This window comes from Achromobacter sp. UBA2119 (assembly GCF_002331005.1).
Lineage (GTDB): Bacteria > Pseudomonadota > Gammaproteobacteria > Burkholderiales > Burkholderiaceae_B > Achromobacter > Achromobacter animicus.
Map to the genome: position 1 here is coordinate 55,595 of NZ_DCYD01000012.1, position 12,173 is coordinate 67,767.

Sequence of the window (12,173 nt, forward strand, 5' to 3'; positions counted from 1 at the left end):
TTCCCGGCCTGGCCCAGGCCTGAATCGCTTAAGGCTGGCTTACTCGGACGACTGGGGCTTGACGTCAGTGGGCGTGACGTCTGCAGACGTCTCAACCGTGGCTTTCGCGTCGGCGGCTTTCGTGTCGACGGCTTTGGCGTCTGCCGCTTTCACATCAGCCGACGGCACGTCGGCTGGTTGCGCGTCAGGGGCGGCGTCAGCAGCCGGCGCCGGGGTCTGCTCAGCAGCCGTCTGCGCCTTTTTCTCGGCCCGTGCGCGGGCGGCGTTGCGCGACGCGTTGCGAGATGCCATGCGCTTGGCGTGACGCGCTTCGTTGGCGGTCACGGCGCCGGCGGGTTCGCCGTTCAGGTCCACGCGCGGCGCGTCCTCGACCATGCTGGCCCAGTAGCGGCGGCCATCGCACCAGGTCTTGACGGCTTCCTTGATCTGCGCCTCGTCGAGCTGCAGTTGTTCGGCGTGTTGCACCAGGTCCGCCAGCACGCCCAGCTTGAGGGGCAGCTTGGGCGCGGGGTTCTTGGGGAAAGCCTTGGGAAAGTGACGTTGCAGGCGCGAAATGGCGACGACCACGGGATCGACCGGCGTCTCGCGCTTTTCGGGACGCGGCGCACGCTGGCCCTTGTCGCCGCCTTGCGCGCGCTTTGCCTTGTCGCCGCCTTGCGGACGCGGACCCTTGCCGGCGCCTTGCGGGCGGCGCGGCTTGTCCGTGCCTTGCGGTCGCGATTCGTTCTTCGAGCCTGCCTTGTCAGGCGACTGCTTGATAAGCAATTCCCGGATCGCGGCTAATTGTTCTAGTCCCATGTGCTACACAAAAAAAAGGTTGAGGCGGCGAGCGAATCCGCTGCGCCGCCAGTTGTCGGCCTTTCAGCAGCCCTGAAAACTTCTACCCGGAGATGACCACGAGCAGCGCCAGCGACAGCAGGATGCCGAACGCGGCCAGGGCAAACGGCAGTAGTAGAACATACACGCCGCGTTCTTGCCCCCGTCCATGCGCCAAACCGGCCGCAATCGACATCCGGACCGGCGAAAAAATCCCCATCGACGTGCCCGAGACGTGCAGCAGCGCGGCGGCCGCGGGCACGTTCAGACCGGCCTGAAGCGCTAATGATAGCTGGGAAGACATGAACAGGCTGTTCGGCGCATTGCCGCTGTTGGCCAGAATGCCGAACGCGCCGGCCAGAAGCGGCGTGATCAGGATAGTCCAGTCGCGCAGGCTCGAGAATAATCCATCGGCATACGCCCGGGAAATGCCCGCGCCCGCCAGCACCTCGGCCATCATTGCAAACAGAAAGACGGACATGACGGCATGACGTCCTGTCATCCACGCGGCGCGTGCCTGAGTCCGCAGCGCGCCCGGGTGGCGTTGCCAGGCGGCCATGGCTACCGCGCCCGCGATCAGCCAGCTTCCGGCGTGCAGAAAAGGCATCCAGGCCGGCAGGTCCGCATAAGGCTTGAAATCGGCCACGCCGGCAAGGCCGCGATTCAGGCGGGGGACGAGCCGCGTAGCCACCAGCCAGGCGATGAGGGCGATGTAGGGCAGGGCGCGGCGTGCGGCGTCCAGCGCTTGGCCGCGATCAGGCCTGCGGTCCGCCAGGAAGCGCAGCACGATCAGCGGACCGTAGGCTGCCAGCAGCGCCGTTTCCGGTCCCAGCAGTGCGGTCGCTGCCGTCAGCAAGGCCAGGCTCGCGGCCATCCAGCCCGCTTCACGCCCCAGTTCGGCCGCAGGCGCGGACAGCGCCGCGCGTGCGGCAGTGCGCCAGTACAACGCCAGCCACACCCCCATCAGCAGCGCCACGGGCACCATGCTGTAAAGAGCAAGCTGCGTGGCCGGCACCCGCGCGTAGGCCGAGGCCAGCAACGTGCCGCTTCCCATCGCGCCCCACGGGATCAGCGTCTGGCTGAGCAGCGCGAACACCATGATCTCGCGCGGCTTCAGGCCCAGCGGGCGGATCAGCATTACGGTTCCCAGCATGCCCACGCCGAAGCCCGTGGCGGACTCGGCAAACGGACCGACCAGGAAACAGGCGAAGAAAAGCAGCCGGCGCCGTGCGAGGGGTTCGAGACGCATGGCGTCCGGCGGATTGCCTGCCGCGCCCTTGCTCATGCCGCCTTGCGCCGCCATCTGCCAGAACAGCAGGCCGCCGAGGATGTAGGGGGTGATGATCCAGCCGATCCAGAGTCCGCGTTCCAGGGCAACGGCCATTTGCGCCAGCGCGAACGGCGCGGGCGCGGCGAGCAAGGCGATGGGCAGCGCCGCCAGCAGGCCCAGCGCGGCGGCGATGGTCGTGTTGACGCGCCCGCTCGCGATGGCGGCGATCACGGTCAGCGCCGGCAGGGACCACAGCAGGTACATCATGAAAGAATCATCCGCATCGCCCGGGTGAAGTCGCGGCGCAAAGCGTATCAGTCTATGGCCGCAGCGGGTAGCCGTGGCGATGGGCAGGACGAAGGTGGGCGACGAAGGCGGCGGGCGGGGTGCGGGCAGGGACGCGGGCGTGCACGCAGACCCCAGACGCAAGAACGCCGGCTGGCGTTTGCACGCGAGCCGGCGTTCGGGGGTGACGGGTCAGGTCGGTATTGCGTTGTCTACTGGCGTTGTTTACTGGTTCGCGCCGCGGATGTTGCCGGCGATACCGCCGGCTGCACCGCCAATGGCGGCCCCCGTCCAGGCGCTGCCCCCCGCGATGGCGGCAATGCCGGCGCCCGCCGCGGCGCCCATCAAGCCACCCGTGACGGTGCCTTGCTGTTCCTTGGTCATGTTGGTGCATGCGGCCAGCGATGCCATCGCAATGGCCAGGCCTATCGTGCGGATAGTCTTCATGGCGGCTCGTAGGGGGTGCGTTTCGTCTTGGTGGCAGGCACGACGATCTCAAACCAGATCGTCTCCATGACGGGGCGATCCAATTGGCCCGGATTGGCGGCATACCAGCGGTCGATGGTCTCGCGCACCGAGTCCAGCGTCTGGTTCTGAAGGCCCGCGGAGAACTTGGGCACCAGCGTCTGGGTATCCGGCACGGCCCGGCGTTGCTGATAGGCGCGTTCAACCTCAAGCGCATTGGCCACGCCCAGCAGATAGGCCTTCTTGAGGTTGGCGTCGGAATCGGTCCAGTGCTTGCCGGTGATGATCGGGGCGGGGTCCGAGGGGGCGGCCATGACAGCCGACCCGAAGAGCATCGAGAGGGCTACGGTCGCTGGGCCAAGCAGGTGTTTTACTCGCATCGCATCGCTCCTGTTGGGGGAACAAAAGATAGAAAACAACCTTCGCGCGCGATTCGGGCGGGGGGATCGAGATGGCCGATCGAAAAGCGGTACCGATCAATTTATGCCTGAATGCGTGGTCATGCAAGACCGGATTACAGGACGGATCGGCCGCTTCTGGATGGTCAATAGGCGGCGGACGGGGCGGGCGCCGCGGCGTTCGGGTCCGCGCAAGAGAAGCTTGCCGCCAGCCGGCGGGCGCTATTTGCGTATAGCAGCACGTCAACGCCTGCCGCCACGAAGGTGCAGCCCAGATCCAGGTAACGGCGCGCCAGCGCGGGGTCCGATGTCAAGGTTCCGGCTGCTTTGCCGTGTTCGATGATGACTTGCATGGCGCGCTCGATGGCGGCTTGCACGTCCGGATGCCCGGGCCGCCCGCGATACCCCATGGACGCGGCCAGATCGGCCGGCCCGATGAACACGCCATCCACGCCGGGCACCTCGCAGATCGCCTCCAGGTTCGATAGCGCCTGCACCGTTTCCGCCTGCACCAGCAGGCAGATCTCGTCGTCGGCGATTTCCAGGTAGTCCTGACGGGCGCTCCAGCGAGATGCGCGCCCCACGGCGCTGCCCACGCCGCGTATGCCTTGCGGTGGATAGCGGGTCGCGGCCACCAGGGCACGGGCCTGCTCGGCGGTGTCGACCATCGGCACCAGCAGATTCTTCGCGCCGATGTCCAGCATCTGCTTGATGAGTGCGGTGTCTCCGGCCACCACGCGCACCACGGGCTGGGCGCGGTAGGGCGCAACGCTCTGCAAGGCGGCCAGGGTGCCGCGCAGGTCGTTCGGTGCGTGCTCGCCGTCGATGAGCAGCCAATCGAAGCCTGCCGTGGCGGAGACCTCGGCCAGATAAGGGTCGGCCATCGAGAGCCACAGGCCGACCTGGGCTTGGCGCGCGGCGAGGGCCGTCTTGAAGGGGTTGTGTGCGGGCATGCCTATAGGTTCCTGAAATGACGGGTCAGCTGACGATGCCCAGATGCCAGGGCACGAATTCATGGTTGCCCAGGCCCAGCGCTTCGCTCTTGGTCGGCGTGCCCGAGGCCGCGCGCAGGATATGGTCGAAGATGCGTTGTCCCATCTGCCCGATGTCCACCTCGCCATCGAGCACCGCGCCGCAATTGATGTCCATGTCCTCGACAAGGCGCGCATACATACTGCTGTTGCTGGCAAGCTTGAGCGTGGGTGCGGGCTTGGAGCCGAACATCGAACCGCGGCCCGTCGTGAAGCAGATCAGGTTGGCGCCGCTGGCGATCTGGCCGGTGACCGCGACGGGGTCGTAGCCGGGCGAATCCATGAAAACCAGGCCGGCGCGGTCGATGGGTTCGGCATATTCATACACGGCCTGCAGCGGCGTCGTGCCGCCTTTCATGGCGGACCCCAGCGATTTCTCGAAGATGTTGGCCAAGCCGCCTTGCTGGTTGCCGTGGCCGACTACGCCGTTGAACTGCGCGTTGTGTCCGGCCGTGTACCTTTCCCACCAGGCCAGCCGGTCCAGCAGTTTCTGGCCCACTTCCGGCGTGACCGCGCGGCGCGTCAGCAGATATTCCACCCCGTGGATCTCCGGGGTTTCGGACAGGATCGCCGTGCCGCCGTGCCGCACCAGGATGTCCATGGCTGCCCCCAGCGCGGGATTGGCCGTGATGGCGGAGTAGCCGTCCGATCCGCCGCATTCCAGGCCGATCTTGAGGTGGCTTGCCGGCACGGGGCTGCGGCGCGCGGCATCGGCCATCGGCAGCATCTCGTCGATGGCCCGGATGCCGGCCTCGATCGTGGCCCGGGTGCCGCCCGTGTCCTGCATCACGAGCGTACGCACCCGCGCGTCCCCGGCCAGATCCTGCGATTCGATCAGCGCCGACACCTGATTGCGTTCGCAGCCAAGCCCGACGATCAGCACGCCGGCCAGGTTCGAATGCCGCGCGTAGCCGGCCAGCGTGCGTCGCAGGACATCGAAATGCTCGCTGGGCGACGACATGCCGCAACCGCTCGTCTGCGCGAACGCCACTACACCGTCCACGTTGGGAAACGCGGCAAGGCGTTCGGGCGTGAAGTGCTGCGCGATGTGGTGGATGACCGTCGCGGAACAGTTCACCGACGCGAGGATGCCGATGAAATTGCGCGTGCCCACCCGGCCATCCCCCCGAACGTAGCCCTGAAACGTCGCGCGTTCGGCCTCGGGCAGGATGTCGACCGGCCGCACATCGCGGCAGAAGCCCGGATCCCGCTCGAAGTCGGCGAGCGCAAGATTGTGGGCATGCACGTGCTCGCCGGCTTCGATGTCGCGCGCGGCCACGCCGATGATGGCGTCGTACTTGCGCACCGGCGTGCCTGCCGGAATCCGGCACGCCGCAATCTTGTGGCCGCCCGGCACCTGCGCGCGTACCCGCAGGCCCAGCGCCGGGATAGGCATGCCCAAGGCCAGGGCCTCCCGGGCGACCAGCACATTGTCGTTGGCGTGCAGCCGGATCAAGGGATTGGAAGTCACCGGGGATCAGCCTTTCTGCAGCATTTCTTTCAGTTTCAGGCGCGCGATCAGCGCGGTCTCCTGCGCATAGACCGACGCCACATAAGCCTGGTAATCCGGCCCGTCCAGGTACATCACCGGCGCATCGATGCGGTCGGCCACCTGCTTGAAGGCGTCGCTCTTGACCGCGGTGCGGAAGGCCTCGCGCAGCTTGCGCTCGACGGCGGGGTCCAGGCCCTTGGGCGCGCCGATGCCGTTAGGGGCCTCGACCACGACGTCGTAGCCCAGTTCTTTCAGGGTGGGCGCCTCCTTGAAGCGCGAGGCGCGCGACTCGCCCCAGGTCGCCAGAAGCCGCAGCTTGCCTGCCTCGACATGCGGCGCCCACGAGCTTGAATCCGCCAGCAGATCGATCTGCCCGCCCAGCACATCCTGCAAGGCGGCCGCGCCGCCCTTGTAGGCAATCGCATTGAAACGCACGCCGGCCGTCATGGCGAACTCTTCCATGCCCACATGCGTCGCGCCGCCAATGCCGGCGTGGCCGTATGTCAGCTTGCCGGGATTGGCCTTTGCGTAAGCCACGACCTCCTGCAACGTCTTGAACGGCGAGCTGGCAAGCACTGCGATGCCGAAGGTCTGGCCCGACGTACGCGCCAAATAGGTCAGCTCGCTGCGCGGATCAAGCTGCAACAGTCCCAATTGCGAGAAACGCGCCACCGAAATGGGAATCTGGCCGATGGTGTAGCCGTCGGGCTGCGCTTGCGACAGCGACTTCGTGCCGATCATGCCCGAGGCGCCCGCGCGGTTCTCCACCACGATGGACTGGCCCAGCACGCCCGACGCCACTTGGCAGAGCGCGCGCATGGACTGGTCCGCGGTGCCGCCCACGGGCCAGGGGCAGATGAAGGTGATGGGGCGCTGCGGATAGTCCGCGGCGCGGGCCAGGCCGGGGGCCAGCAGGCCGGCCGCGCCAGCGCCAGCCATGGCGCCCAGACAGGCGGCGCCGGCCAGAAACCTGCGCCGGTCCCGGTCAGGGGTGGGGATGTGCCTCATGGTTTGTCTCCGATGTGATTTTTTTTGTGAGCACCCTCAAGGCTACAAGGCCGCCCGGATCTATTCTCGTGAGCTTATATATAACTATCCAATAGAATTGCCGCATCGATAGATAACAATTCTGATATGTAAGGAAGCTGGCATGGCGCACCTGGACCGCGTGTTCCGCTCAAACCTGAAGCTGCGTCACCTCCAATTGGTGGTGGCGCTGGACGAGTTCCGGCATTTGGGGCGCACCGCCGAGTTCATGGCGGTCAGCCAGCCGGCCGTGTCGCGCATGTTGTCGGAGGTCGAGTCCATGCTGGGTCTCGCGCTCTTTGCGCGGTCCGTGCGCGGCACGGAGCCCACCGACGCGGGCGCTGCAGTGGTGCGCTTTGCGCGCGGCGTGCTGGCGCAGTACGAGCGCACGCGTGATGAGATCGACGCCGCCGCAAGCGGCGCGGCCGGCAAGACGCGGGTGGGGGCGATGGCGGTCGCGCTGCCGGTGCTGCTGGCGCGGGCCGTGCATGCCTTGAAGCTGCGGTCGGCGCGCGCGACCGTCCTGATCGAAGAGGGCGACCTGACCCATCTGCTGCCCAAGCTGCGGCTGGGCGAACTGGATCTGTTCGTGGGAAGGCTGGAGCCAGGCTACGCCGCGCCCGATCTGCATGCCGAAGCGTTGTTCGAGGAGCCGATGGTGGTGGTGGCGGCGCCCGGCAGCGACGTGGCAGGCCGCAGCGCGCCGGGGTGGGCGGATCTGGCGGCGTTGCCCTGCGTGATGCCGCCGCCGTGGGCGTCGTTGCGGGTCAAGCTGGAGCAGCAGTTCCATCATCGTGGCCTGCAACCGTCGTCAGATCTGATGGAAACGTCGTCCTACCTGTCCACGCTGACCTTCATTCGTGAGCGCAATGCGGTGGGATTTCTGGCGAAATCGGCCGCCCGCAGTTTCGAGCGCCAGGGCCTGTGCCGGATCCTGGACGTGCCGTTGGACCTGGCATTGCCGCCGGTCGGCATCATCACCTTGCGGGAAGCCCGGTTGCCCGCGACCAGCGCGCAACTGATCGAATGCCTGAAGGACGCGGCAACGGCACTGATTGCCGATGCGGCAAGCGGCGCCGGTTAGCCCGGCGCCGTTCTCGCAAAGGGATCTACTTCGCGGCGGTGGTCTGTGCCGCGGCGGGCGCCAGCGCCTGCAGGAGCAGCTTGGCGTTCGCCTGCAGATCGGCAACAGGGTCGGCCCCGTCGGTGGCCAGCACGACGGCCTTGGCGCCGCCGGCTTCGATGGCCTGGCGCAGTTCCGGCGTGGGCTCGCGGTGCAGCAGCGCGGCGGCCGCACCGTTGTCCTTGAGTGTGGCGGTCAGCGCCGCCAGCGTCTCAGGTGTCCAGTCCTTGTCGTCACGCGCGTTCGTGTCGATCAAATCCAGATTGAACTCGGCAATCAGGTAGGGCAGGCGCTCGGACAGGCTGACGACGGCCACGTTCTCGGCCTGCGCCAATCCGGCCTGGCTGCTGGCGTTCAATTCGACCAGCGTGCGTTTGATCTGCGCCAGGTTATCGGCGATGCGCTTGTCGTCGGACGGGGACAGGCGCCCCAGATCGGCGGCGACGATGTCGGCCATGCGTCCCAGGTTGACGATGCTGAGCCACGGGTAGGCGGCAAACTGTCCGCCGGGGCGCGTGTCGCTTTGCAGAGCAATGCCGTTCAGCGCACCATCGAGCGGACGGGCGGCGTCGATTTCGACGATGCGGATGTTGGTGCGCCGCGCGTTGGCGTAGAGCGGATCGTCTGGCCAGATGGAGCGCAGGCCGACCGCGGCGTCCGCCGATGCGGCGGCCTTTTGCAGCGCAGCGCCGCCGCGCCCGCTGAAATACGACGTGAGGCGGGTGGCGGGCAGGTTGGCGGGCGCGGCGCGCTCCACACGGATGGTGCTGCCTTTGGCCAGGCTGTCGGTCAGCGCAAACACGACGGGATGCGCGGCCAGCACGGTGACGCTGCCCGTGGCGGCGGCCGTGGCTTCCGGCTGCGCGGCGCGCGCGGCGCGGCCGGATTTGGCCGCTTCCTGGGCTTGCGCCGTGACGGCGGCGCCCAGCGCGGATGCCAATGCCACGGCCAGAGCGGCGCGGCGCAGGGTGACTGACTTCAAACTCATGCTGCATTTCCTTTCAGACCGGGGACCAGGCCGCGTGCCAGGGCCGAGATCGCAAACAAAACACCCGCGACCAGAATGATGGCCGCGCCGGATGGGATCGGCAGTTCCAGTTCGATGGGCAACATGATGCCGGCCAGTGTGCTGAACAGCGCGAACAGCACCGACATCGTGAAAAAGCCCTTGAGCGACTGCGCCAGCATCCGCGCCGCGGCCGCCGGAATCACCAGCAGTGCGCCGACCAGAATGGCGCCGATCACCTTGACCGAGGCCACCGTGACAAGCGTCACCAGGATCACGAACAGGTAGTCCATGGCCTTGACGGGCACGCCGCGCACGGCGGCCAGCTGCGGATTGAAGCTGGCCAGCATCAGCCGGTTGTAGTTCGGCAGGGCCAGCGCCAGCGCCAGGATCGCCACGCACGTCAGAACCGACAGGTCGTTGCTGTTGACGGTGAGCACCGAGCCGAACAGCACGTTTTCCAGGATGTGGATGTTGATGCGGCCTGACAGCACGAGCAACAGGCTTGCGCCCAGCGCCAGCGACACCGACAGGAACACGCCAATCAGCGTGTCGGGCGTGAGGCGCGTGCGATTGCTGAGGAAGTTGAGCAGGATGCCGAAGATGAGGCAATAGCTGAACAGGCTGCCATACGGGCCGGTGTAGGGCTCGCCCAGCAGGATCCCGATAGCGACGCCGGTCAGCGCGGCATGGCCCACGGCTTCCGAGAAGAACGCAAAGCGCTTGACCACGACCAGCGTGCCCAGGCCGCCCAACACCGGTCCGATGATCAGGCCCGCAAGCAGGGCGTTGGTGACGAAGCCGAAGGCCAGCGATTCGGGCAGCACGCCGGACTCCGCCGCGTTCTGAATGAGCTGGCGCAAGTTGTCGAAAAAGGCGTTCATGCGGCGCGCTCCTGCGGCTGATTGCCAACGCGCGGCCGGGTTGAAAAGAGCGCAAGCAGCCGGTCGGGCGTCAGCACCTGCGCGGGCGGGCCGTCGCAAAGCACCTGGCGGTTCAGGCCGGTCACGCGATCGGCCAGGCGGCCAACGGCCTCCAGGTCATGCTCGATCCACAGCACGGTCACGCGCTGCGCGCGCCAGCTGTCCAGCAATTCTTCAAACACGCGCACGCCGGCTTCGTCCAGCGCCGACATGGGTTCGTCCAGCACTACCATCGACGGGCTGGGCACCAGGCCCTGGGCCAGCAGCACGCGCTGGCGCTCGCCGCCCGACAGCGCGCCCATGCGGCGGTTGCGTTTGTCCTGCATGCCAACGCGTTCCAGGGCGTCGCCGATTTCCTTCGACTTCGCGCGCGACAGGCCAAGAAACGCGGGCTTGCGCTGGCACATCGCGGCCATGAAATCGTTGACGGTCATGGGCAGGCCACGATCGAATTCCAGCGCCTGCGGGATATAGCCGATGACGCCGGCCCGCTCGCCCGGCCACGCCACGCTGAGCTTGCCGCGATGCGGCATCTGGCCCAGCAGCGTCTTGACCAGTGAACTCTTGCCGCCGCCGTTGGGGCCGACCAGCGCATGCACGCTGCCGGCCGCAACGGTAAAGGCGACGTCGCTGAGGATGTCGGTACGGCCAAGCGTCAGGGAGACGTGGTCGAAGGTCAGTGTGGGACCCAGTGCGCCGCTCGGGTGGGCTGTCACGGGGCCGGTCACGCGCCGGCCTCTTCGATGGCGCGCACCACGGTGGCCAGGTTCTGCTTCATTTCTTTTTCGAACTGCTCGGGGCTGTATTCGCCATACGAGATGTGCGACAGCGCATAAAGCTTCACGCCGGTCTCGCGCTGGATCGTCTCGACGTACGCGGACGGGAAGTTCAGCTCGGAGAAGATCACCTTGACGTCCGCCGCGCGCAATTGCTCGATGGTGCCCTTGAGCTGCGCGGGGCTGGGCTCGATGCCGTGCGCCGGTTCGACAACCGCAGTGACTTCCAGGCCGAACTCACGCAAGAGGTAGTCGTAGGCGCCATGGATCGTGGCCACGCGCAGGTCCGCGTTGGGCGCTTTTGCCAGCTGGCCAAGGGCGTCGGCGCGCAGCTTGCGCAGACGCTGGCCATAGGCGCGTGCATTGGCGGTGTAGGTCTGCGCGTTGGCCGGGTCGATACGGCCCAGTTCGCGTGCAATGGTGTTGATCTGGGCGATCGAGGCGGTGATCGACAGGAACGTGTGCGGATTCACGACCTTGCCGGAATCGCCGCCGCCGCGTGCGGCCATGCCCACGGCCGCCAGCAGCGGCACCTGCGCGTTCGCTTCGATCACGGGGATCTTCGGCGTTTCGCTGGCGGCGATCATGCGGTCCGCAAAGTCGTCATGGCCGATGCCGTTGAGCACCACGACATCCAGGGTGCCGATGCGCTTGATGTCTTCGGCACGCGGCTCGTAGGCGTGCGGATTGAAGCCCACCGGAATCAGCGGCACGACCTCGGCCTTGTCGCCCACGATGTTGGCGACGTAGCTGTAATAGGGATGCAGCGTCACGCCGATCTTCAGGCGCTTGGCCTCTTCGGCGTGGACGGGCGCGGCGAAGGCGCCGGCCAGCAGCGCCAGCGCGGCGATCGGCGCGGCGCAGCGGCGCAGGAGCTGTGAGAAAGACGAAAAGGCAGACATAAATCCGTAGGCTCGTGTCGGAAGACGAAGGGAGAGGGGCCCGGTCAGGGCTTGTTCTGGCGGGTCACGCCGGCGTCGAACTGAGCGACGACCTGACGCCAGCCCGCGGCGGCCAGTGCGGCATCGTCGGTGGCAGCGGGCACGCGGGCCGCGGCATCGCGGGCCAGCCAGACATCGGCCTGGGCGTCCGCGCCATGGTCATGACCATGGCCGTCCTTGGCGTGGCCGTCTTCGGTACGCAGCAGGAATGATCCGGCCAGTGCAACGTCGGCCGTCTGGCCCACGTATAGCGCCTTACCGCTCTGGCGTTGGAGCCGCCAGGCGTGTCCACCGCGCACGGCGGTGCTGTTGTCCGCCACAAACGGCGGCAGCCCCTGCGCGGCCAGTTCTTCAACCGAAGGCAGCGGCTCGCCGGCCTGCAGCGCGAAGCCGATTTCCTCGTAGGCGACGCGCAGGTCGGCGTAAATGCCTTGTTCGGCGGGCGTCAGGTCGCGCCGCGCATCGATCTGGGTGGCGGCGAGCGGCGCGCTTTCGGGCGGCGCTTCACGCAGGCCGATGTAACCCGCGGCGGCCGCGACGATGACCAGGCAGGCGCCCAGCACCGCCAGCGTTTCGTGTCCGGCGCCCGCGGGTCGGATGACTTGTGTATGCATGCTGCGA

The 12,173-nt window shown here is 67.2% G+C and carries 13 protein-coding genes; 1 reads left to right on the forward strand and 12 read right to left on the reverse strand.

Annotated features, from left to right (window positions below; all coding sequences use genetic code 11):
* Positions 1-39: 39 nt before the first annotated feature.
* From B3098_RS11435 to B3098_RS11465, 7 genes are all read right to left on the reverse strand, one after another.
* The gene (locus tag B3098_RS11435; protein WP_279971010.1) at positions 40-798 is read right to left on the reverse strand and encodes a ProQ/FinO family protein; all 759 of its coding nucleotides are present in this window, start codon (positions 796-798) and stop codon (positions 40-42) included.
* 82 nt (positions 799-880) lie between these two features.
* Positions 881-2,353, reverse strand: coding sequence for a hypothetical protein (locus B3098_RS11440; RefSeq protein ID WP_286896181.1), 1,473 nt, complete (start codon positions 2,351-2,353; stop codon positions 881-883).
* 243 nt (positions 2,354-2,596) lie between these two features.
* Positions 2,597-2,818, reverse strand: a complete 222-nt coding sequence (locus B3098_RS11445) for a hypothetical protein (RefSeq protein ID WP_056318016.1) — start codon at positions 2,816-2,818, stop codon at positions 2,597-2,599.
* Positions 2,815-3,150, reverse strand: a complete 336-nt coding sequence (locus B3098_RS11450; RefSeq protein WP_286896191.1) for a hypothetical protein — start codon at positions 3,148-3,150, stop codon at positions 2,815-2,817. The genes B3098_RS11445 and B3098_RS11450 overlap by 4 nt, the downstream gene beginning before the upstream one ends.
* A 230-nt stretch (positions 3,151-3,380) precedes the next feature.
* Positions 3,381-4,187, reverse strand: a complete 807-nt coding sequence (gene hpaI / locus B3098_RS11455; RefSeq protein WP_286896194.1) for a 4-hydroxy-2-oxoheptanedioate aldolase — start codon at positions 4,185-4,187, stop codon at positions 3,381-3,383.
* 25 nt (positions 4,188-4,212) lie between these two features.
* Positions 4,213-5,736: a UxaA family hydrolase gene (locus tag B3098_RS11460; protein ID WP_286896196.1), complete on the reverse strand. Its 1,524-nt coding sequence runs from the start codon at positions 5,734-5,736 to the stop codon at positions 4,213-4,215.
* A gap of 6 nt (positions 5,737-5,742) precedes the next feature.
* Positions 5,743-6,765 (reverse strand): tripartite tricarboxylate transporter substrate binding protein, encoded by a 1,023-nt coding sequence (locus B3098_RS11465; protein ID WP_414631270.1) that lies wholly within the window; start codon positions 6,763-6,765, stop codon positions 5,743-5,745.
* 142 nt (positions 6,766-6,907) lie between these two features.
* Between B3098_RS11465 and B3098_RS11470 the strand changes: the two genes are divergently transcribed.
* Positions 6,908-7,867, forward strand: a complete 960-nt coding sequence (locus B3098_RS11470) for a LysR substrate-binding domain-containing protein (RefSeq protein ID WP_279971006.1) — start codon at positions 6,908-6,910, stop codon at positions 7,865-7,867.
* 25 nt (positions 7,868-7,892) lie between these two features.
* Here the strand turns inward: B3098_RS11470 and B3098_RS11475 are convergent, their stop codons facing one another.
* Genes B3098_RS11475 through B3098_RS11495 form a run of 5 tightly spaced genes read right to left on the reverse strand, consistent with a single transcriptional unit; the run spans position 7,893 to position 12,166 of the window.
* Positions 7,893-8,894, reverse strand: a complete 1,002-nt coding sequence (locus B3098_RS11475; RefSeq protein ID WP_286896200.1) for a metal ABC transporter solute-binding protein, Zn/Mn family — start codon at positions 8,892-8,894, stop codon at positions 7,893-7,895.
* Complete coding sequence (locus tag B3098_RS11480; RefSeq protein ID WP_286896202.1) at positions 8,891-9,796, reverse strand: metal ABC transporter permease; 906 nt, start codon at positions 9,794-9,796, stop codon at positions 8,891-8,893. The genes B3098_RS11475 and B3098_RS11480 overlap by 4 nt, the downstream gene beginning before the upstream one ends.
* On the reverse strand, positions 9,793-10,563 hold the full coding sequence (locus tag B3098_RS11485; protein WP_286896204.1) for a metal ABC transporter ATP-binding protein: 771 nt from the start codon (positions 10,561-10,563) through the stop codon (positions 9,793-9,795). The genes B3098_RS11480 and B3098_RS11485 overlap by 4 nt, the downstream gene beginning before the upstream one ends.
* Positions 10,560-11,513, reverse strand: coding sequence for a metal ABC transporter substrate-binding protein (locus B3098_RS11490; RefSeq protein ID WP_218343945.1), 954 nt, complete (start codon positions 11,511-11,513; stop codon positions 10,560-10,562). The genes B3098_RS11485 and B3098_RS11490 overlap by 4 nt, the downstream gene beginning before the upstream one ends.
* Before the next feature lie 44 nt (positions 11,514-11,557).
* Positions 11,558-12,166 (reverse strand): DUF6162 family protein, encoded by a 609-nt coding sequence (locus B3098_RS11495; protein ID WP_175121476.1) that lies wholly within the window; start codon positions 12,164-12,166, stop codon positions 11,558-11,560.
* Between the last annotated feature and the right edge of the window lie 7 nt (positions 12,167-12,173).

Excerpts from the sequence above, each read along its gene's own strand:
- B3098_RS11470 (WP_279971006.1), top strand. The coding sequence starts at position 6,908 with ATGGCGCACCTGGACCGCGTGTTCCGCTCAAACCTGAAGCTGCGTCAC.
- B3098_RS11435 (WP_279971010.1), bottom strand. The coding sequence starts at position 798 with ATGGGACTAGAACAATTAGCCGCGATCCGGGAATTGCTTATCAAGCAG.
- B3098_RS11490 (WP_218343945.1), bottom strand. The coding sequence starts at position 11,513 with ATGTCTGCCTTTTCGTCTTTCTCACAGCTCCTGCGCCGCTGCGCCGCG.
- B3098_RS11445 (WP_056318016.1), bottom strand. The coding sequence starts at position 2,818 with ATGAAGACTATCCGCACGATAGGCCTGGCCATTGCGATGGCATCGCTG.
- B3098_RS11495 (WP_175121476.1), bottom strand. The coding sequence starts at position 12,166 with ATGCATACACAAGTCATCCGACCCGCGGGCGCCGGACACGAAACGCTG.
- B3098_RS11440 (WP_286896181.1), bottom strand. The coding sequence starts at position 2,353 with ATGATGTACCTGCTGTGGTCCCTGCCGGCGCTGACCGTGATCGCCGCC.
- B3098_RS11465 (WP_414631270.1), bottom strand. The coding sequence starts at position 6,765 with ATGAGGCACATCCCCACCCCTGACCGGGACCGGCGCAGGTTTCTGGCC.
- B3098_RS11475 (WP_286896200.1), bottom strand. The coding sequence starts at position 8,894 with ATGAGTTTGAAGTCAGTCACCCTGCGCCGCGCCGCTCTGGCCGTGGCA.
- B3098_RS11480 (WP_286896202.1), bottom strand. The coding sequence starts at position 9,796 with ATGAACGCCTTTTTCGACAACTTGCGCCAGCTCATTCAGAACGCGGCG.
- hpaI (WP_286896194.1), bottom strand. The coding sequence starts at position 4,187 with ATGCCCGCACACAACCCCTTCAAGACGGCCCTCGCCGCGCGCCAAGCC.
- B3098_RS11450 (WP_286896191.1), bottom strand. The coding sequence starts at position 3,150 with ATGGCCGCCCCCTCGGACCCCGCCCCGATCATCACCGGCAAGCACTGG.